This window comes from Pedobacter sp. PACM 27299 (genome assembly GCF_001412655.1).
GTDB lineage: Bacteria > Bacteroidota > Bacteroidia > Sphingobacteriales > Sphingobacteriaceae > Pedobacter.
This window is the reverse complement of record NZ_CP012996.1, coordinates 6,053,116-6,074,964: the sequence shown is the minus strand read 5'-3', so window position 1 is coordinate 6,074,964 and position 21,849 is coordinate 6,053,116. Positions and strand designations below refer to the sequence as shown.

Genomic DNA, 21,849 nt, shown 5'->3' with positions numbered 1-21,849 from the left:
GCAAAAGGCTATGGAGAGAAGAAAGTAAATAAGAGCACACAGGGGATGCCTTGGCTCTCAGAGGCGATGAAGGACGTGATAAGCTGCGATAAGCTTCGGGTATTAGCAAATATGAATTAATCCGGAGATTTCCGAATGGGGAAACCTGGCTAGTTGAAGACTAGTCGTACAATGTACGCAAACCTGCCGAACTGAAACATCTAAGTAAGCAGAGGAAGAGAAAATAATAATGATTTCCTAAGTAGTGGCGAGCGAACGGGAAAGAGCCCAAACCAGTTATGTTACGGCATAGCTGGGGTTGTAGGACTACGATATGGCATTAATGAAATGAAGTGGAACAGGATGGGAAGCCTGGCAATATAGAGTGAGAGCCTCGTACACGTAAGTAACATTAGTCTAGTAGTATCCTGAGTACCGCGAGGTCGGAGACGCCTTGTGGGAATCTGCCGGCACCATCCGGTAAGGCTAAATACTCCTGAGAGACCGATAGTGAACCAGTACCGTGAGGGAAAGGTGAAAAGAACCCCGAACAGGGGAGTGAAATAGAACCTGAAACTGTGTGCTTACAAGCGGTCGGAGCGTCCAGGTGGCGTGACGGCGTGCCTTTTGCATAATGAGCCTACGAGTTACTCTTCTCTGGCAAGGTTAAGTGTTTAAGACACGCAGCCGCAGCGAAAGCGAGTCTGAATAGGGCGTATAGTCAGGGGAGGTAGACGCGAAACCTTGTGATCTACCCATGGACAGGTTGAAGGTGCGGTAACACGTACTGGAGGACCGAACCGATAAACGTTGAAAAGTTTCCGGATGATCTGTGGGTAGGGGTGAAAGGCTAATCAAACTGGGAAATAGCTCGTACTCCCCGAAATGTTTTTAGGAACAGCGTGGTGGTTAAGTTATATAGAGGTAGAGCTACTGATTGGGTGCGGGGGAGTCAAATCCTACCAAATCCAGACAAACTCCGAATGCTATATAATATACACTGCAGTGAGGCCCGGGGTGCTAAGGTCACGGGCCGAGAGGGAAAGAACCCAGACCATCAGCTAAGGTCCCCAAGTTATAGTTAAGTTGAACTAACGAGGTCCGATTGCATAGACAGCTAGGATGTTGGCTTGGAAGCAGCCATTCATTTAAAGAGTGCGTAACAGCTCACTAGTCGAGCGATCGGGCATGGATAATAAACGGGCATTAAACTATACACCGAAGCTATGGGTAATATTAAATATTACGGTAGGGGAGCATTCCAGCGGCAGCGAAGTTATGACGTAAGTTGTGGTGGAGCTTCTGGAAAAGCAAATGTAGGCATAAGTAACGATAAGGCGGGAGAGAAACCCGCCCACCGAAAGGATAAGGTTTCCTGATCAACGCTAATCGGATCAGGGTTAGTCGGGGCCTAAGGAGAACCCGAAGGGGAAATTCGATGGACAACTGGTTAATATTCCAGTACTTTTTATAACTGCGATGTGGGGACGGAGTAGTGACACTGCCGCGATCTGACGGAATAGATCGTTAAAGGGCGTAGGTATTAGGACTGTAGGCAAATCCGCAGACCTAGCTGAAACCCGATAGTACTGCAAACCTTCGGGGGCGTAGATAGCGCAGGTAATCAGACTTCCAAGAAAAACCGCTAAGCTTCAGGTTATAAAAACCCGTACCGCAAACCGACACAGGTATCCGGGAAGAGAATTCTAAGGTGCTCGAGTGAATCATGGCTAAGGAACTCGGCAAAATGGCCCTGTAACTTCGGGAGAAGGGGCGCTGGTAGCAATATCAGCCGCAGTGAAAAGGCCCAGGCGACTGTTTAACAAAAACACATGGCTTTGCAAAATCGAAAGATGAAGTATAAGGCCTGACACCTGCCCGGTGCTGGAAGGTTAAGAGGGGATGTCATCTGTTAAAGGAGAAGCATTGAATCGAAGCCCCAGTAAACGGCGGCCGTAACTATAACGGTCCTAAGGTAGCGAAATTCCTTGTCGGGTAAGTTCCGACCTGCACGAATGGTGTAACGATCTGGGCGCTGTCTCAGCCATGAGCTCGGTGAAATTGTGGTCCCGGTGAAGACGCCGGGTACCCGCAACGGGACGGAAAGACCCCATGCACCTTCACTACAATTTAACATTGACATTGGATACAAGATGTGTAGGATAGGTGGGAGACTGTGAAGCGGCATCGCTAGGTGTTGTGGAGTCAACGTTGAAATACCACCCTTTTTGTATTCGGTGTCTAACCCCTTTCGGGGGGACATTGTTTGATGGGTAGTTTGACTGGGGTGGTCGCCTCCAAAAAGGTAACGGAGGCTTTCAAAGGTAAGCTCAATACGCTTGGTAACCGTATGAGGAGTGCAATAGCATAAGCTTGCTTGACTGTGAGGCAGACAAGCCGAGCAGGGTCGAAAGACGGATATAGTGATCCGGTGGTTCTGCATGGAAGGGCCATCGCTCAAAGGATAAAAGGTACGCTGGGGATAACAGGCTGATCTCCCCCAAGAGCTCATATCGACGGGGAGGTTTGGCACCTCGATGTCGGCTCGTCACATCCTGGGGCTGGAGAAGGTCCCAAGGGTTCGGCTGTTCGCCGATTAAAGTGGCACGCGAGCTGGGTTCAGAACGTCGCGAGACAGTTCGGTCCCTATCTGTTGTGGGCGTAGGAATTTTGAGTGGGGCTGACCTTAGTACGAGAGGACCGGGTTGGACTAACCTCTAGTGAATCTGTTGTTCCGCCAGGGGCATTGCAGAGTAGCTACGTTGGGAATAGATAAGCGCTGAAAGCATCTAAGTGCGAAACTAGCCACGAGATGAGAATTCCATATAGGACCGTAGCAGACTACTACGTTGATAGGTTACAGATGTAAAGGTGGTGACATCAAAGTCGAGTAATACTAATCATCCGAAGCTTTCAAGAGCAATAAACTGTTGTTTGTTCTTCATAATAACTTCTTTCAATAATATGTCACTGTTTGTGGGCCATAGGATATGGTTCGTGTATATGGGAATACCGATAGCTTTTGCTAAGGATACCTGATACGGAAAAGCAAACAATAAAAATATTTAGGTGCCTATATCGGCGGTGTCTACCTCTTCCCATTCCGAACAGAGAAGTCAAGCCCGCCAGAGCCGATGGTACTGCGGTAACACGTGGGAGAGTAGGTCGGTGCCAAATCTTAAAGGAAGCCTGTAGGAAACTACAGGCTTTTCTTTTACACATAACAAAGAACTCTAATTAAAGTATTAAAAATATTTAGGTGCCTATATCGGTGGTGTCTACCTCTTCCCATTCCGAACAGAGCAGTCAAGCCCACCAGAGCCGATGGTACTGCGGTAACACGTGGGAGAGTAGGTCGGTGCCAAATCTTAAAAGAAAGCCTGTAGGAAACTGCAGGCTTTTCTTGTTTACAGGGATTTTTTATTGGGAGCATACCATCTGTGCTTTCCTAAGTTTAGTTTCCCCTGGGCTGGACCCTGCTGAGGTATTGAGCTGGTCTATGTTTTTTAAATTTTGATCTCTTATTGAAACCAGGACTCATGCAGGAATGGGCGCTGCTGCTGGATTGGCGTCCTGATAGCTTAGATTTGAATGCATGAGCAGGAAATGTTGTACCTGAACATAGCTTGTCAGCAAGGGATCCTGAAATTGGGTTTCATCTCTTACTGCTGGTTGCCTAGCTAAATTATCTATCATATTTGCTTAAACTGCCTTTTCTTGTATTTGAAAAACGTATTACAGCATACAGCAGCTCTTAATGCACAGACTAATTATAAGGATTTTAAATGCATTTATTTCCTGTACTTACTATTCTTCCATGATTGCTGGCCAAACTTGTTGTTTAAAGAGGCGGTCAAGCACCGGATAACTGAACCACAAAAAACGATTACCGTATGCTCATCATTCATCATTACCGGAGAGCTGATCAGCTCCCATGATATCAATGATTATAAAGCGAGTTGTATACTATAAGTCTGGGTCGATTCATCTGTTTATAGTCTGCTGTCTCTCTGGGAGGTCAGGATCTGCCCGTATGTAGCGCTGGAAAGTTTAAACTTTATTTTGAAACAGGGATTTTTGCAGCTGGCATTTCAGTTTTGAGGTTAATCCCATCAATTTTTCTGGGGCTTACCACAAAAGATGACGTTTTTACTGATCATTCCTAGGTTAAGAGCGCATCTGTTCTGTGGATTTTAATCCGAATCATACCTTATTGCCGCAATGGCTTCAAATTAGTTTCAATTATTTCAAACAGCGATATCTATAGAATACGTCTAATGTACAGGGAGTTGGGGACTACTGCTGCGAATGCGCATATTGAAAACCCTTCATAATCGATCCTAAACCGATTATTTTAAAATTAATGTTTGCAGAGCCGGTTAATTTTCCTACTTTTGCATCCCGCTTCGGAGGAAGGGTTTGAGTGAAAGAGATACAGAGAGAAGATTTTGAAAGATTGCAGCAGGAGTTTGTTAAAGTCGGTTTTGCCGGTTTAACCACCAGAAAAACAAAAAGATTTATTTTCAAATAAAGCTTGACAATAACAAAAAGATTTCTACCTTTGCAGTCCGAACAAAAACGGGGGTTACCAAACGGAGTTTGATAACAAAACAAAAAGACTGAAACAATCGAAATTCGATTGCAACATATAAAGAAGATCCGCGAGGTGATTCGAGAAGTTCATTAAAGAGATGTCATTTATAAACGTAGCGAGGTACAGATAGTACAGTTTCAAAGTACATGAAAACCAAAGCTATTATTTCGAGTCAGAAACTGACAGACAATACAAAAAAGAATAAAGACTATTATTAACAAGTTAAGAATGGTCAGCGTTCAAACACAACATTTTACAATGGAGAGTTTGATCCTGGCTCAGGATGAACGCTAGCGGCAGGCCTAATACATGCAAGTCGAACGATACCGAGAGGCTTGCTTCTCGGGAAAGTGGCGCACGGGTGCGTAACGCGTATGCAACCTACCTCAATCAGGGGGATAGCCCGAAGAAATTCGGATTAACACCGCATAAAATCACAGGATAGCATTATCTAATGATCAAATATTTATAGGATTGAGATGGGCATGCGTGTCATTAGTTAGTTGGCGAGGTAACGGCTCACCAAGACCACGATGACTAGGGGATCTGAGAGGATGACCCCCCACACTGGTACTGAGACACGGACCAGACTCCTACGGGAGGCAGCAGTAAGGAATATTGGTCAATGGAGGCAACTCTGAACCAGCCATGCCGCGTGCAGGAAGACAGCCCTCTGGGTCGTAAACTGCTTTTATTCGGGAATAAACCTACTTACGTGTAAGTAGCTGAATGTACCGAAGGAATAAGGATCGGCTAACTCCGTGCCAGCAGCCGCGGTAATACGGAGGATCCAAGCGTTATCCGGATTTATTGGGTTTAAAGGGTGCGTAGGCGGCTTATTAAGTCAGGGGTGAAAGACGGTGGCTCAACCATCGCAGTGCCCTTGATACTGATGAGCTTGAATACACTAGAGGTAGGCGGAATGTGACAAGTAGCGGTGAAATGCATAGATATGTCACAGAACACCGATTGCGAAGGCAGCTTACTATGGTGTTATTGACGCTGAGGCACGAAAGCGTGGGGATCAAACAGGATTAGATACCCTGGTAGTCCACGCCCTAAACGATGAATACTCGCTGTTAGCGATACACAGTTAGCGGCTAAGCGAAAGCGTTAAGTATTCCACCTGGGGAGTACGGTCGCAAGATTGAAACTCAAAGGAATTGACGGGGGCCCGCACAAGCGGAGGAGCATGTGGTTTAATTCGATGATACGCGAGGAACCTTACCCGGGCTTGAAAGTTAGTGAATCATTTAGAGATAGATGAGTGAGCAATCACACGAAACTAGGTGCTGCATGGCTGTCGTCAGCTCGTGCCGTGAGGTGTTGGGTTAAGTCCCGCAACGAGCGCAACCCCTATGTTTAGTTGCCAGCACGTTAAGGTGGGGACTCTAAACAGACTGCCTGTGCAAACAGAGAGGAAGGAGGGGACGACGTCAAGTCATCATGGCCCTTACGTCCGGGGCTACACACGTGCTACAATGGATGGTACAGAGGGCAGCAAGCTGGCAACAGCAAGCAAATCTCAAAAAGCCATTCACAGTTCGGATAGAGGTCTGCAACTCGACCTCTTGAAGTTGGATTCGCTAGTAATCGCGTATCAGCAATGACGCGGTGAATACGTTCCCGGGCCTTGTACACACCGCCCGTCAAGCCATGGAAGTTGGGGGTACCTAAAGTATGTAACCGCAAGGAGCGTCCTAGGGTAAAACCGATAACTGGGGCTAAGTCGTAACAAGGTAGCCGTACCGGAAGGTGCGGCTGGAATACCTCCTTTCTGGAGTAGTTCAGACTACTCGCTACGTAAATGATATAAATGACAATAAAATCTCAAAAGAAAAACCCATAGAATGAAGCATCATAAAGTGTTTCTGACTAAGCGAGGGAGTGGATGAGGCTACAGGGATTGTGAATGAGACACCTCAGAACAATTACCGAAGCTGAATTTAACCTAGTCCCGTAGCTCAGTTGGTTAGAGCACTACACTGATAATGTAGGGGTCAGCAGTTCAAATCTGCTCGGGACTACATATATACTCTAAGGGGGATTAGCTCAGCTGGCTAGAGCGCCTGCCTTGCACGCAGGAGGTCAACGGTTCGACTCCGTTATTCTCCACATTACCCGGTCTAAATACGAGAGGCCATAAATATAGTTGCCAGTAGGCAATTAGGGGAACTAAAGTTCTTTGACATATTGGAAGAAGTTAATAAAGAAGAGCAAACAACAATAGAGACGTTGTTAGCTTGGAGGGATGAAGTAAGCAATTACGACAAACTAAGAAGATAACGACAATCAAAAAAGCATTTCCATAGGCGCAAAAGGCTATGGAGAGAAGAAAGTAAATAAGAGCACACAGGGGATGCCTTGGCTCTCAGAGGCGATGAAGGACGTGATAAGCTGCGATAAGCTTCGGGTATTAGCAAATATGAATTAATCCGGAGATTTCCGAATGGGGAAACCTGGCTAGTTGAAGACTAGTCGTACAATGTACGCAAACCTGCCGAACTGAAACATCTAAGTAAGCAGAGGAAGAGAAAATAATAATGATTTCCTAAGTAGTGGCGAGCGAACGGGAAAGAGCCCAAACCAGTTATGTTACGGCATAGCTGGGGTTGTAGGACTACGATATGGCATTAATGAAATGAAGTGGAACAGGATGGGAAGCCTGGCAATATAGAGTGAGAGCCTCGTACACGTAAGTAACATTAGTCTAGTAGTATCCTGAGTACCGCGAGGTCGGAGACGCCTTGTGGGAATCTGCCGGCACCATCCGGTAAGGCTAAATACTCCTGAGAGACCGATAGTGAACCAGTACCGTGAGGGAAAGGTGAAAAGAACCCCGAACAGGGGAGTGAAATAGAACCTGAAACTGTGTGCTTACAAGCGGTCGGAGCGTCCAGGTGGCGTGACGGCGTGCCTTTTGCATAATGAGCCTACGAGTTACTCTTCTCTGGCAAGGTTAAGTGTTTAAGACACGCAGCCGCAGCGAAAGCGAGTCTGAATAGGGCGTATAGTCAGGGGAGGTAGACGCGAAACCTTGTGATCTACCCATGGACAGGTTGAAGGTGCGGTAACACGTACTGGAGGACCGAACCGATAAACGTTGAAAAGTTTCCGGATGATCTGTGGGTAGGGGTGAAAGGCTAATCAAACTGGGAAATAGCTCGTACTCCCCGAAATGTTTTTAGGAACAGCGTGGTGGTTAAGTTATATAGAGGTAGAGCTACTGATTGGGTGCGGGGGAGTCAAATCCTACCAAATCCAGACAAACTCCGAATGCTATATAATATACACTGCAGTGAGGCCCGGGGTGCTAAGGTCACGGGCCGAGAGGGAAAGAACCCAGACCATCAGCTAAGGTCCCCAAGTTATAGTTAAGTTGAACTAACGAGGTCCGATTGCATAGACAGCTAGGATGTTGGCTTGGAAGCAGCCATTCATTTAAAGAGTGCGTAACAGCTCACTAGTCGAGCGATCGGGCATGGATAATAAACGGGCATTAAACTATACACCGAAGCTATGGGTAATATTAATATTACGGTAGGGGAGCATTCCAGCGGCAGCGAAGTTATGACGTAAGTTGTGGTGGAGCTTCTGGAAAAGCAAATGTAGGCATAAGTAACGATAAGGCGGGAGAGAAACCCGCCCACCGAAAGGATAAGGTTTCCTGATCAACGCTAATCGGATCAGGGTTAGTCGGGGCCTAAGGAGAACCCGAAGGGGAAATTCGATGGACAACTGGTTAATATTCCAGTACTTTTTATAACTGCGATGTGGGGACGGAGTAGTGACACTGCCGCGATCTGACGGAATAGATCGTTAAAGGGCGTAGGTATTAGGACTGTAGGCAAATCCGCAGACCTAGCTGAAACCCGATAGTACTGCAAACCTTCGGGGGCGTAGATAGCGCAGGTAATCAGACTTCCAAGAAAAACCGCTAAGCTTCAGGTTATAAAAACCCGTACCGCAAACCGACACAGGTATCCGGGAAGAGAATTCTAAGGTGCTCGAGTGAATCATGGCTAAGGAACTCGGCAAAATGGCCCTGTAACTTCGGGAGAAGGGGCGCTGGTAGCAATATCAGCCGCAGTGAAAAGGCCCAGGCGACTGTTTAACAAAAACACATGGCTTTGCAAAATCGAAAGATGAAGTATAAGGCCTGACACCTGCCCGGTGCTGGAAGGTTAAGAGGGGATGTCATCTGTTAAAGGAGAAGCATTGAATCGAAGCCCCAGTAAACGGCGGCCGTAACTATAACGGTCCTAAGGTAGCGAAATTCCTTGTCGGGTAAGTTCCGACCTGCACGAATGGTGTAACGATCTGGGCGCTGTCTCAGCCATGAGCTCGGTGAAATTGTGGTCCCGGTGAAGACGCCGGGTACCCGCAACGGGACGGAAAGACCCCATGCACCTTCACTACAATTTAACATTGACATTGGATACAAGATGTGTAGGATAGGTGGGAGACTGTGAAGCGGCATCGCTAGGTGTTGTGGAGTCAACGTTGAAATACCACCCTTTTTGTATTCGGTGTCTAACCCCTTTCGGGGGGACATTGTTTGATGGGTAGTTTGACTGGGGTGGTCGCCTCCAAAAAGGTAACGGAGGCTTTCAAAGGTAAGCTCAATACGCTTGGTAACCGTATGAGGAGTGCAATAGCATAAGCTTGCTTGACTGTGAGGCAGACAAGCCGAGCAGGGTCGAAAGACGGATATAGTGATCCGGTGGTTCTGCATGGAAGGGCCATCGCTCAAAGGATAAAAGGTACGCTGGGGATAACAGGCTGATCTCCCCCAAGAGCTCATATCGACGGGGAGGTTTGGCACCTCGATGTCGGCTCGTCACATCCTGGGGCTGGAGAAGGTCCCAAGGGTTCGGCTGTTCGCCGATTAAAGTGGCACGCGAGCTGGGTTCAGAACGTCGCGAGACAGTTCGGTCCCTATCTGTTGTGGGCGTAGGAATTTTGAGTGGGGCTGACCTTAGTACGAGAGGACCGGGTTGGACTAACCTCTAGTGAATCTGTTGTTCCGCCAGGGGCATTGCAGAGTAGCTACGTTGGGAATAGATAAGCGCTGAAAGCATCTAAGTGCGAAACTAGCCACGAGATGAGAATTCCATATAGGACCGTAGCAGACTACTACGTTGATAGGTTACAGATGTAAAGGTGGTGACATCAAAGTCGAGTAATACTAATCATCCGAAGCTTTCAAGAGCAATAAACTGTTGTTTGTTCTTCATAATAACTTCTTTCAATAATATGTCACTGTTTGTGGGCCATAGAATATGGTTCGTGTATAGGGGAATACCGATAGCTTTTGCTAAGGATACCTGATACGGAAAAGCAAACAATAAAAATATTTAGGTGCCTATATCGGCGGTGTCTACCTCTTCCCATTCCGAACAGAGAAGTCAAGCCCGCCAGAGCCGATGGTACTGCGGTAACACGTGGGAGAGTAGGTCGGTGCCAAATCTTAAAGGAAGCCTGTAGGAAACTACAGGCTTTTCTTGTATACCGCCTTTTTTTCTGTTGATGAAGGTTCCGAGTAGGCAGCGTTGCTCTTAAGCTATATTAGCAGCTACCATGTTTTTCTTGGCTTAGATCAATGTTACGTCATTATGACCTATTTGAGATAAAATTTAATATACATCTTCTTTTCTCAATTAGCTAGTGATATCTGAAGGACTCGCTTATATTTGGATATCTTAAATACATCTAATTATGATTGCGATAACCAATAGTCAGTTTTTTAGTGACAGCCCACTCCTAAAAGGTCAAACCATTTTTATTGAAAATGGAAAGATTAGTCGAATCTCTAATGAAGCTGTTCCAGCTGACTATGAAATTATAGATGCAGCCGGAGACTATGTCTCTCCTGCTTTTATTGACCTTCAGATTTATGGTAGTGGCGGAAATCTCTTTTCCGCATATCCCACGGCTGAAACGTTAAAACAGATGGATGAAGATCTAATATCTAAAGGAACAACTAGCTTTTTAGCTTGTGTGGCAACAAATAGTCCCGAAATCGTCTATCAATGCCTGGATGCAGCAAAAGTTTATCGTAGCGAAGCTAAAGGGTTTTTAGGACTTCATCTGGAAGGACCTTATATCAATCCCAAACGTAGGGGAGCACATATAGCAGAATACATCTATAAAGCAAGCCTGGATGAGGTAAAGAAACTGCTGGACTATGCGGATGGTACAGTTAAAATGATGACTATAGCCGCAGAGTTGCAGGACGAGGAGGTAATCCGTTATTTAGTTGATCAGGGAATCATATTGTCCCTAGGGCATAGTGATGCTGATTTTGATCAGGCTACAACGGCTTATAACAGTGGTTTTAAGACAACCACGCATTTGTTCAATGCAATGCCTTCGATTCATCACAGAGCTCCTAATCTGCCTGTGGCAGTAATGAATCATCCTACTGCAATGGCTAGTATCATTGCTGATGGCTGTCATGTGAACCTTGAAGTCGTTAAAATGACGTACAAAGCGATGAAAGATAGGTTATTCTTAATTACGGATGCAGTAACGGCTTGCGCAATAGGGCCTTATCAACATGAACTTCAGGGCGACAAGTTTGTGACTGCTGAAGGTACGCTTTCAGGCTCAAATATTACCCTTTTACAAGCGGTTCAGAATTGTGTTAAACATTGCGATATTCCAATAGAAGGAGCTTTAGAACTTGCATCAAAAAATCCCGCACTATTAATGGGTATTTTAAAAACAAAAGGGACTTTAAATGTAGGCAGCGATGCTGATTTACTGTTTTTATCTCCCGAGCTGCAGCTAAAGAAAGTTTTTGTAAAGGGTTTGCACATTTGAGCCATGATTAATTAAAACAAATAGTTATTTTTGGACTCATGAAGTATAAACGGATTCTGCTGAAATTAAGTGGCGAGTCGCTGATGGGCGATAAACAATATGGTATTGATAATGAGCGTGTTAGACAGTACGCTGAAGACATTAAAGCGGTACATGATGAAGGCCTTGAAATAGCAATAGTTATTGGAGGTGGGAATATTTTTAGAGGTTTAAGCGCCGAAAAGTCGGGTATGGATCGTGCACAGGCTGATTATATGGGAATGTTAGCGACCGTAATCAACAGTATGGCACTACAAGATGCCCTGGAAAAAGTGGGTTTAAAAACACGTTTGCTGACTGCAATTAAAATGGAGCAAATCTGTGAACCATTTATTCGTAGAAGAGCGGTACGTCACCTTGAAAAAGGCCGTGTGGTGATTTTTGGTGCTGGTACTGGTAATCCTTATTTCACAACTGATTCTGCGGCTGCTTTAAGAGCAATTGAAATTAAAGCGGATGTAGTACTTAAAGGAACACGTGTAGATGGAATTTACACTGCAGATCCTGAGAAAGACCCTACAGCAACAAAATATGAAAAAATTTCTTTCAAAGAAGTTTATGATAAAGGTTTAAACGTAATGGATATGACTGCCTTCACCCTGTGTGAAGAAAATGAACTTCCTATTATCGTTTTTGATATGAATAAAACCGGTAATTTCATGAAAATTGCCAAGGGTGAAGAGATTGGAACACTTGTTAAGGTCTGATTCTAATAAATTTTATATTTTTGGTTAAATTTTACAAAACATGAATGACCTCATAAAGAAACAACTACAAGACGCTCAGGCAAGCATGGACAAAGCTATTGACCATTGTGAATCTGAATTGACAAAAATTCGTGCGGGAAAAGCTTCTGCAGGAATGTTAGACGGCATATTTGTAGATTATTATGGTAGTGCCACTGGCTTATCTCAAGTAGCAAGTATCAATACGCCAGATGCACGTACTTTACTCGTTCAGCCTTGGGAAAAAAATATGTTAGTTCCTATTGAACGTGCCATCATGGAAGCGAACATTGGAATTAACCCTCAGAATGATGGTGTGGTAATCCGTTTAGTAGTTCCTCCGCTAACTGAAGAACGCAGAAGAGAGCTTGTTAAAAAGGTAAAAGAAGAAGCAGAACGCGGAAAAATTACCATTCGTAATATCCGTAAAGATGCCAACGAGAAAATTAAGAAGCTAAAAGGTGAAAGTGTCTCTGATGATGAAATCAAAACCGGAGAAGGCGAAGTGCAAAAAATAACTGACGCATATATTATCAAGGTGGATAAACATGCTGAAGCAAAAGAAAAAGATATCATGACGGTTTAAAACCTGATTTATAATTTACTTGTAATTTAAAGGGAATGGAGCTAATGCTTCATTCCCTTTATTTATTTTTGGCTAGATTTAATTACATGAAATTACTACTTGAATATTTAAGTGCTCATAAATGGGTGGTTGCACTAGCACTTTTACTAGCAGCAATCAACATTGGATTCTCCTTATTAGACCCTTATATTACGGGTAGAATAGTGGATGAGTTCATTCAGAAAAAAGACGTGTTGCAAAGAAGCGAATTTGTATGGGGAGTACTTGGGCTAGTTGGCCTGAGTGTGGGCGCTGCAATGGTGTCTAGAATTGCCAAGAATTTCCAGGATTACTTTACCAGCATTATCGTCCAGAAGGTTGGAGCTAGTATGTACGCCGATGGACTGAAGCATTCTCTTGAATTACCTTATCAGGTATTCGAAGACCAGAGAAGTGGGGAAACATTAGGAATTCTACAAAAGGTTCGTCTTGATTCGGAAAAATTTATTACCGCGTTTATCAGTATTCTTTTCGTGAGTTTGATAGGGATGGTATTCGTTATTGTGTACTCGGTTACGGTAAGTTATAAGGTAACACTCGTCTATTTTTCTGCAATTCCAATCATTAGTTTTGTCAGTTGGTACCTGAGCAGAAAGATTAAAACTATTCAAAAGACTATTGTTGCAGAAACAACCGCATTAGCGGGTTCTACCACGGAATCTTTGAGGAATATTGAGCTGGTGAAAAGTCTCGGCCTTGCCAGCCAGGAAATCGAAAGGTTAAATAAAACCACATATAAAATTTTAGGGCTGGAACTAAGAAAAGTGAAATATGTAAGAAGTATGAGCTTTGTCCAAGGAACAACTGTCAATTTTGTACGTAGTACGATGGTGGTAGTTTTATTGATCCTTATCTTTGAAAATACAATTTCTGCTGGGCAATACTTCTCATTCCTGTTTTATTCTTTCTTTCTCTTTGGACCTTTACAAGAACTGGGCAATGTAATTCTTTCCTGGCGCGAGGCGGAGGTTTCTCTTGGAAACTTCAAGAAAATTCTAAGCACACCAATAGATGAGAAACCACTAAATCCGGTTAAACTTGATAAAATTACCAGTCTTGAGTTTAAAGATGTGAACTTTAGACACCTGACCGGAAAGCACAATGCGCTGAATGACATTAATTTCCGTACTCATAATGGGGAGACCATTGCATTCGTTGGGCCTTCAGGCTCTGGAAAAACCACATTGGTAAAACTGTTAGTAGGGCTTTATCAGCCAATAGAAGGTGATGTTCTGTATAATGATACTTCGAGCAAAGCGATAGATCTTGATATGTTACGTGAGAAAATTGGTTTTGTAACCCAGGATACACAATTGTTTTCCGGAACGATCAGGGAAAACCTGCAGTTTGTGAGACCTGATGCTACGGATGAAGATTGCTTACGAGTAATGAAACAAGCTGCTTGCAATAACTTGCTTGCACGTGCAGATAAAGGTTTGGATACTGTAATCGGTGAAGGTGGAGTGAAGGTTTCTGGTGGAGAAAAACAAAGGTTATCAATTGCAAGAGCATTATTGCGCAGACCAGATATTCTGGTATTTGATGAAGCAACCTCTTCTTTAGACTCTTTAACAGAAGAGGAGATCACAGCAACAATCCGTGATATTTCTGTGCAGACCAATCATATTACGATTTTGATCGCCCACAGGCTTTCGACTATTCGTCATGCAGACCGTATTTTTGTTTTGGAACGCGGACATATTATTGAACAGGGTAAACACGAAGACTTATTGGCGGAAACAGGGCTGTACTATGCCATGTGGAGACAGCAGGTCGGTGAGAGAATAGAATACTAGGTATTCCAGGAATAGGGGTTAATTTTGCTGGTCGTTGATTTCCTGCAAAGTTAACTTCATCATTCCTTTTGTCTTCAGATACGTAATTCCAGCAACCAAAATCGTCATACTTCCTCCGAATACCACTGCAGGGACGGTTCTCATGAGCTTTGCGGTAATGCCGGACTCAAAGGCTCCAATCTCATTAGAAGAACCAATGAACATGCTATTTACAGCAGAGACTCTACCCCGCATCTCATCAGGAGTAAGCAATTGCATGATTGTCGATCTGATAATCACACTGATGCTGTCGAAAGCACCTTCCATAAATAAAAACACGAGGGTGAGATAGAAGTTTTTTGATAAACCATAACAGATAATACTTATTCCAAATCCTGTAACTGCAATTAGTAGATTTCTCCAGGGCTTATTCATTGGAGAGAAACGGGTCATGGTTAACATGGTAATTACTGCGCCACTGGAAGCAGCAGCACGCATGAAACCAAGTCCTTCAGAGCCTACTTTCAAAATATCATTCGCAAATACGGGAAGTAAAGCTACTGCTCCTCCAAAGAATACAGAGAATAAGTCTAAGCTCATTGCACCTAACATCATTTTGTTTTTGAAAACAAAATGAACACCCTCAGTCAGACTTTTTACAATACTTTCTTTAGGGACAAAGGTAGGAGGATGGGGTTTTAAGAAAAATATACAGATTAGGGCAATACCGATGAAGGAAAGAATGACACAATATGTGACAGTAATGCCGTAGAAGCCGTAAATTAATCCACCTACGGCAGGACCTAAAATAGAAGCTGCCTGCCAGCTGGAGCTGTTCCAGGTACTGGAATTAGGATAAAGTTTTTTAGGAATAATCTGCGCCATTAAAGAGAAGGTTGCCGGACTAAAAAATCCTCGGGCAATTCCAATTCCAAATACCATTAAATACATGATGGGCACAATATAATCTACGGGTACGTAGGCATGCATTTGGGGAGTGGTCACGATCAGCATGATTAATGAACACAGGAATACACCGCTAAATATTTTTAGTAATAACCCTCTTTTTTCTGATTTATCCGCTACATAACCTCCGTATAGGGCGATGCCGATGGCTGGAATTGCTTCGCAAAGTCCAACTAAGCCCAGCGCTAAGGGATCTTTGGTCAGGTGGTATATATGAAATCCAATGATGACCGCCTGCATTTGATAGGCAAACGTAAAAAAGAAACGCATGCCGAGGTAGGATCGAAACTCCTGGAATCGGAGCGCGGCGTAAGGATCTGGTTTTTCTGTAGGTATCTGAGGTTCCAAGAAGGGGCTTTTTTAAACAAATGTATGTTATGGTGATTCAATAACATACACTTGCCTAAAAAAATATTACATGATACTGTCATAAAATGCGCGATACGCAGCACCCATGTCATCCGCCTGGTTGATGGCTTCAGAAACGGCAATTCCGAAAATTCCTGTTGCAATTAACGGATCAATATCGCTAAGGGTGACGCCCCCAACAGCAAGAATGGGTAGATTAATTTCTTGTGCTTTTAGCACTTGCATGGCCTTTGCATATCCTTCTACTCCTAATAAAGTCGCGGTGTTGGGTTTGGTTCTGGTGGTATAAAATGGTCCGAATCCGGCATAATCTGCACCTTCTGCTGCCAGCCTGATCAAGCCTTCTAAAGTGTTGGAAGAGCCACCAATGGTAATCGCTTCTCCCAATTGCTCTCGAAGTTTTACAAAATCAGCATCCATATCTTCTATATGAAAGCCTTGAATATCGGCTTTTCCATTCAGATGAATATGATCTGTAACGATCAGGGTTGCTCCCCAATCGTCACAGATTCCTGCAATTGCATTGATATCTTCCAAAAGTTCTTCATCATTTTTAGTCAGACAACGGTATTGAATCCATTTTGCACCCTCAAAGCAGGCGATGTTAGCCTGTTCAATATGGCTATGCTGGCGGATATCGTGTGTGATAAACTGTAGCTTTTCGATGAACTTCTTCATAAGTAGTTAAAATTTGAAATTTAACGAAAGTAAAAAATTAGTTCCGGCTTGAGCGTAATAAAAGTTCTCTGTGGTGATATTTCCTTGGTAAGCAGAGCTATAAGTATAACCATTGCTTTCATACTTTTCATTGAGGAAATTATTAACTAATAATCCAATATTGATGTTTTTGATTCCTTTAAGTTGGAAATCGTAACCGATTCTTGCATTGTTTACCCAATAAGCATCTAATTTTCTGCTTTCATTTTGTGTATTGTCAAGATATTGCTTGCCTACAAATTTGCTCTGCAAAGCAGCGGCAAAACCTTTAAATGGTTTGTAAACGAGTTCTCCTCCAATAACGGATTTTGGGGAAAAAGAGATGTCTGTGTTCTTGTAATTGGTAGTAATCAGAGTTTCTGTATTGTCATCCTCATACTGGGTTACATAATTAATATAATTCTGGATTTTATTCTTACTGAATGCAGCATTGGCATTCAAGGCAAATTGAGCGCTAATGATATAGGAAGCATCTAATTCAAATCCCATGCGGTAACTTTTGTCTACATTCTGACGGTAAGCATCGGCAAATTCATTAATTTCTCCGGTGAAAATCAATTGATCTTTATAGAACATACCATAGACATTTACGCCGAGGTTCAACCTGTTTTCTTTGTAACGGTAGCCAGCTTCTAAATCATGCATACGTTCTGGTTTTGGAGCGGGTATACCTACTTTCAAATTGGTGAAATCATCACGATTCGGCTCTTTGTTTGCCACACTGAAGGACGTATAAATGTTACTCTGCTCATTTAAGAAATAAGTAGCACCAATTTTTGGATTGAAAAAGTGATAAGTATTGTTGAAATCAAGCTCCCGAAGGTTTTTATCTTTTCCTGAAATGGTATAGTTTACACTTCGGTATTGTAGGTCTGCAAAAAGGCTCAGCTGATCAACCGGGCTATAGCTCACTTTACCATAGGTATTGAAATCATCTTTATTTCCTTTACCATCATAATAATGATCAGTATTGTTGCTGGTAGAAGGATATTTTGCCCAGATCACTTGTCCGAAATGTTTTCCTCTGTATTCATTGTAAGCACCACCAATTGTGAAATTCAAATTAGCTTGTGGCTTATAAGTGAAGGCATAAGTGGCACCATAGAAATCATTATCCAGCCAGCGACGACGAATCAGATCTGATCTTGCTTGGATGGCACCATTTGCATTCATTGGTGGCAAACCATATTTACTCAGCTTTTGATCGAATTTAAACTCTTCAAAATAACCTTTTCCATCTGTATAATGTAAGGCCCCATTGAAAGATAATTGTTCATTAAATTGCTTGGCATAAAGTGCCTGATAGTGATTTTGTGCGTAATTGTCGGTTTGATCTTTATAGGTAAAGGAGTTATAGGTTCTGTTCCCTGAGTTTAATAAGTGCTGTTTTTGGGCATCATTAAATTCCTGACGCTCGCTGAAATCTATCATTCCCTGCACATCACCTTTTAACCTGGCTTCAGGAATCCCGTCCCAGGCCTGGTAAGTTTTTTCTGTTCCTGAGAAAACATTCAGGCGAAGCAATTCATTTTTCCCGTGATAAGCCCCAGAAAGATAATAGGACTTCAAATTTGAGGCTGCACGGTCGATAAAACCATCTGATTTTATTCTGGAAAGGCGTCCATCGAAACTCCATTTATTGTCAATAAGACCTGTCCCTAGTTTTACCGTATTTTTAAGCGTATTGAACGAACCATAGGTGTTGTTTAGTTCAGCATATGCACTTTCTGAAGGAGCAGTGGTTTGGATATTCAAACTCCCGCCAAAAGCACCGGCACCATTTGTAGAGGTTCCTACGCCGCGTTGGATCTGCACATTTTCTATAGAAGAGGCAAAATCTGGCATATTAACCCAGAATATTCCTTGACTTTCACTATCATTGTAAGGAATACCATTAATCGTAACATTGATTCTGCTGGCATCACTACCTCTGATTTTTATACCCGTGTAACCTACGCCAGCACCTGCATCGGAGGTGATCACCACTCCAGGGGTATTGTTTAAAATAAATGGCAGGTCTTGTCCGAAATTGTTTTCCTGGATTTCAGCTTTGCTGATGTTTTTATAAGTGGTTGCTGATTTGTCGTTGGCACGTGTAGCATTAACAATGACCTCATCTGCAAGAAAAGCAGCAGGTTTTAGGCTGATGTTTTCCACCTGATCCGCCTTTAGCTCAAGATTTTTTTCTGTGGTCTGATAACCAATAAAGCTCAGGACTAAGGTGTAATTTCCCGCTTTAAGGTTCTTAAGCTGATACTTTCCTTGTCCATCTGCCGTTACTCCAAAAGATTTTCCTTTTAAGCGGATGGTTGCACCTGGCAATATCTGCTGGTTGTTTTCGGACACAACTCCTGAAATACTAAACTGTGCCTTTGTTAATACAGGCAACAACAACATAGCTAGCGCCATGGTCAATAACTTTCTCAATTTTTTTGTTTTTTTAGTTAAAACACTGTAAGTAAGGGGCACTTACAGCCCAGTTAACTCCATAACTCCAATCCCTCCGCCGGCATTATCCGGATCAGGTGCATATATCTGTTTGTAGATATAATGGGTATGCTCTCAGCCTGTTTTTGTGTTTTTTACAAAACAAGGCACCCCTTTTTGATGTGCTAAAGGTATCGATAAAAATTGAATCTCAAGAATGGATCTCTAGGAATGCTGTTTACAGCCTATTTTATGGAGCAGTAATAAGCGAATGTTAATCTTCTTTAAGAAAGGATTCTACGGCTGCAATCGCATTATTTAGGCGTTCATCTGTGCCACCGATCACTATATAATTAGCACTTAAATTTTTTAGTTCCTGATGCCAGACCTGCATAAAATATTCTCTCTTATGGGGAAAATCACGCAAAGGATCTTCTTGCCATGGCAAGTCAATGTCCATTAGCAGGTACAAATCGTAGGTATGTATCTGCAAAGCCTTGAGCACCACTTCTGGAGTATTGCCAAAAACCTCATCACTCCAAACCTTTACCGTAATAAAAGTAGTATCACAAATGATCAGATCTTTTTCAGCTATGGCGAGGATGGACTCTTCCAGTGCGACTTGCCCATGGTACATATTTACTTCATCCTGTAAATTACAGGGCTCCGTTAATGCTGCACAATAGTAACGGGCATATTCCGGTACCCATAAGGTTTGGTAGTGTTTGGCTAGCTGCTGTGCAATAGTTGATTTTCCAGTGCTTTCGGGGCCAACGACGGCGATTTTCTTAATTTGCTTGTTCACGGCGGTAAGTTTTCCTCCAGTCTATATATCCTTTAATGGCAATGGCGACCAGGAAAGCATAGAATATGGCACTTAAATTTAGATTCTTGTAAATATATAATGGGATATAGCAAAGGTCAACGATAATCCATAATATCCAGTTTTGCAGGATTTTTCTGCTGAGCATGAGTTGTGCAACAAAACTCATTGCCGTACAGAAGCCGTCTTCGTAAGGGACATTGGTATCTGTAAAATAGTCCAGAAATAAGCCTAATGCAACAGATAACACCACTATTGACCCAATTGCGACCCACCAGCCTTTTCTAGACAAATTAGTGACAGGTTTATCATTTACCTCTTTTTTTCTGATCCAAAAATACCAGCCATAAAAAGCAGTAAAAAGGAAATAGAATTGCAGCGCCATATCTCCATACATCTTCGCATCAAGAAATACCCAGGCATAAGCGATGACGCTGATGATTGAAATCGGCCAGCTCAGCACATTTTCTTTTGTAGCCAGGTAAATGCAGATAAATCCGGAAAATACACCCAGCCATTCCAGCCAGGTGGTATGAATAAATTGATCAGCAATTAACTGAAAAAATGAAGACTCAAGAAGTAACATGAGCCAAAAGTAGTTATCCTAAAATTATTTGCAACATAAAGCTTTATAGGAATGCGGTTAATTATTGGTTTTTGGAGAGGTGCTAAAACTCAACGACACCCGAACACTAACGTCTGTAGTCGTTTTTTCTCTTAAAACATATTCCATTCTGATACGTAAATTCGTTCCTTTAACATAATTGTCCAGAAAGCGTGAATTGTCGATGTCTAAAACCAATCCAGTACCAATATTCTGCTGTACGTCATTTCTGGAAGCCACCATTACTTCTTCTCCTTTTTCATTAGCTACAAATAATTTCACAGACTTAAACATTCCTAAACTTTTGCTGGAAGGATTACTGGCTTCCATTTTTGCGGAAGCAATTCTGATCTCTTTTACATAATCTGTACCATTTTGATTTCCAAAAACCTGATCAAAGCTACTTGCCGCAGAGCTGGTAGAAATGTTTGTATCACTTTTTGTGCCTGCAGGAATGACTACAGTTGCATTATATGGAAAAGATGATTTTATTAGAGATTGTACTGTGGCGCAGCTGGAAAGCATTACTATTGTGGCCACTATTACAGGGAATAATTTTTTCATTGGGTTGTGCATAGTTGTCATTTGATATGGTATATATCAGATAGGAACGGCAAATGTTGTTCCAAATTGCATTCAGATGTATTTAACCGTTGGTTTCGCGATGGAAACATCGGCATTGCCATCTAAATCAGGCTAACCTATTATAGGTAATTCGGCTAAACTAAAAACGGAATAAAGGTAAATACTAAATTATTACAAGAAGAGATGAATCTGGAAATGGACTTTACATTAAAACATATTTCTGCGCCAGTTGTAGTAAGCATTAAACATCGAATCTTTATAATTCTTACTTAAAATTGAATATAATGAAAAGGCTAAAATTAAATTTTATCGTAGCAGCAGGATTTTCATTTGGCTTATTGGCATTCAGTAGTATCAGGGAAGGCGGCATCCAGGGGAAAGTAAATCCTGTGGAGGGCGCAACTCAGGTATTCGCCATTTCCGGAAGGGATACTTTACGCGCCTCAGTTAACAATGGAAGCTTCGTTTTTAGCAAAGTTAAACCTCAAACTTACACTATTTTGCTGAAGGCAAATCCGCCATATAAAGACACTTCTTTAGAGAATGTTGCGGTGGTAGATAGTGCCACAACAGACGTTGGAGAGATTAAATTGCTACAGTAATTTATAGTAAATGATTAAAAGGGCTTTAGATGAATTTCAAAGGCCCTTTTTTATTTGAACTGTTTTTTAAAAAACAGCATATTTTTATGGATCAAAAACGTAACTTTGCATCCCGACGGAAGAGTCGGGATATTCCCCACACACAGCAGAGAAAATCTCTAGACTATTCTGGTCTTTTAGAATGCAATTTTTAC

General features: G+C 42.7%; 11 protein-coding genes, 2 tRNA genes and 6 rRNA genes. 13 read left to right on the top strand and 6 right to left on the bottom strand.

All coding sequences use genetic code 11. The features are described 5' to 3' along the window. Window positions 1-18: 18 nt before the first annotated feature. The 12 genes from AQ505_RS25610 to AQ505_RS25555 all read left to right on the top strand — a co-directional run bounded on the left by AQ505_RS25610 (window position 19) and on the right by AQ505_RS25555 (window position 14,583). Window positions 19-2,898 (top strand): 23S ribosomal RNA (locus AQ505_RS25610). A 146-nt stretch (window positions 2,899-3,044) separates the two neighbouring features. Beyond that, window positions 3,045-3,156: ribosomal RNA gene (rrf, locus tag AQ505_RS25605) — 5S ribosomal RNA — on the top strand. A gap of 78 nt (window positions 3,157-3,234) precedes the next feature. Then, window positions 3,235-3,346, top strand: a 5S ribosomal RNA gene (gene rrf / locus AQ505_RS25600). 1,482 nt (window positions 3,347-4,828) lie between these two features. Continuing rightward, window positions 4,829-6,350, top strand: a 16S ribosomal RNA gene (locus AQ505_RS25595). A 176-nt stretch (window positions 6,351-6,526) separates the two neighbouring features. Further along, window positions 6,527-6,600: transfer RNA gene (locus AQ505_RS25590), tRNA-Ile, on the top strand. 14 nt (window positions 6,601-6,614) lie between these two features. Then, a tRNA-Ala gene (locus tag AQ505_RS25585) sits at window positions 6,615-6,688 on the top strand. Window positions 6,689-6,905: 217 nt separating this feature from the next. Next, window positions 6,906-9,784, top strand: a 23S ribosomal RNA gene (locus AQ505_RS25580). Between the two features lie 146 nt (window positions 9,785-9,930). Beyond that, window positions 9,931-10,042, top strand: a 5S ribosomal RNA gene (rrf, locus tag AQ505_RS25575). Together the 16S, 23S and 5S rRNA genes with 2 tRNA genes alongside form the textbook arrangement of a ribosomal RNA operon. Window positions 10,043-10,291: 249 nt before the next feature. Then, entirely contained in the window at window positions 10,292-11,398 is a 1,107-nt protein-coding gene (gene nagA / locus AQ505_RS25570; RefSeq protein ID WP_062550772.1) for an N-acetylglucosamine-6-phosphate deacetylase, read from the top strand. A 38-nt stretch (window positions 11,399-11,436) separates the two neighbouring features. Beyond that, on the top strand, window positions 11,437-12,144 hold the full coding sequence (gene pyrH / locus AQ505_RS25565) for a UMP kinase (protein ID WP_062550771.1): 708 nt from the start codon (window positions 11,437-11,439) through the stop codon (window positions 12,142-12,144). Window positions 12,145-12,184: 40 nt separating this feature from the next. Beyond that, the gene (gene frr, locus AQ505_RS25560; protein WP_062550770.1) at window positions 12,185-12,748 is read left to right on the top strand and encodes a ribosome recycling factor; all 564 of its coding nucleotides are present in this window, start codon (window positions 12,185-12,187) and stop codon (window positions 12,746-12,748) included. 86 nt (window positions 12,749-12,834) lie between these two features. Next, on the top strand, window positions 12,835-14,583 hold the full coding sequence (locus tag AQ505_RS25555; RefSeq protein ID WP_062551223.1) for an ABC transporter ATP-binding protein: 1,749 nt from the start codon (window positions 12,835-12,837) through the stop codon (window positions 14,581-14,583). 18 nt (window positions 14,584-14,601) lie between these two features. Here the strand turns inward: AQ505_RS25555 and AQ505_RS25550 are convergent, their stop codons facing one another. The 6 genes from AQ505_RS25550 to AQ505_RS25525 all read right to left on the bottom strand — a co-directional run bounded on the left by AQ505_RS25550 (window position 14,602) and on the right by AQ505_RS25525 (window position 21,032). Then, window positions 14,602-15,876 (bottom strand): MFS transporter, encoded by a 1,275-nt coding sequence (locus AQ505_RS25550; RefSeq protein ID WP_157262565.1) that lies wholly within the window; start codon window positions 15,874-15,876, stop codon window positions 14,602-14,604. A gap of 66 nt (window positions 15,877-15,942) precedes the next feature. Continuing rightward, the gene (locus AQ505_RS25545; protein WP_062550769.1) at window positions 15,943-16,575 is read right to left on the bottom strand and encodes a thiamine phosphate synthase; all 633 of its coding nucleotides are present in this window, start codon (window positions 16,573-16,575) and stop codon (window positions 15,943-15,945) included. 6 nt (window positions 16,576-16,581) lie between these two features. Continuing rightward, window positions 16,582-19,023: a TonB-dependent receptor gene (locus tag AQ505_RS25540; RefSeq protein WP_062550768.1), complete on the bottom strand. Its 2,442-nt coding sequence runs from the start codon at window positions 19,021-19,023 to the stop codon at window positions 16,582-16,584. 292 nt (window positions 19,024-19,315) lie between these two features. Next, the gene (locus AQ505_RS25535; RefSeq protein ID WP_062550767.1) at window positions 19,316-19,846 is read right to left on the bottom strand and encodes an AAA family ATPase; all 531 of its coding nucleotides are present in this window, start codon (window positions 19,844-19,846) and stop codon (window positions 19,316-19,318) included. Further along, the gene (pnuC, locus tag AQ505_RS25530) at window positions 19,830-20,450 is read right to left on the bottom strand and encodes a nicotinamide riboside transporter PnuC (RefSeq protein ID WP_062550766.1); all 621 of its coding nucleotides are present in this window, start codon (window positions 20,448-20,450) and stop codon (window positions 19,830-19,832) included. Before pnuC ends, AQ505_RS25535 begins: the two co-directional genes overlap by 17 nt. A 57-nt stretch (window positions 20,451-20,507) precedes the next feature. Then, window positions 20,508-21,032 carry a hypothetical protein gene (locus tag AQ505_RS25525; RefSeq protein WP_157262563.1) on the bottom strand — a complete coding sequence of 175 codons (525 nt, stop codon included), beginning with the start codon at window positions 21,030-21,032 and terminating at the stop codon, window positions 20,508-20,510. 305 nt (window positions 21,033-21,337) lie between these two features. Between AQ505_RS25525 and AQ505_RS25520 the strand changes: the two genes are divergently transcribed. Continuing rightward, window positions 21,338-21,655: a carboxypeptidase regulatory-like domain-containing protein gene (locus AQ505_RS25520; RefSeq protein ID WP_062550764.1), complete on the top strand. Its 318-nt coding sequence runs from the start codon at window positions 21,338-21,340 to the stop codon at window positions 21,653-21,655. Window positions 21,656-21,849 lie beyond the last annotated feature (194 nt).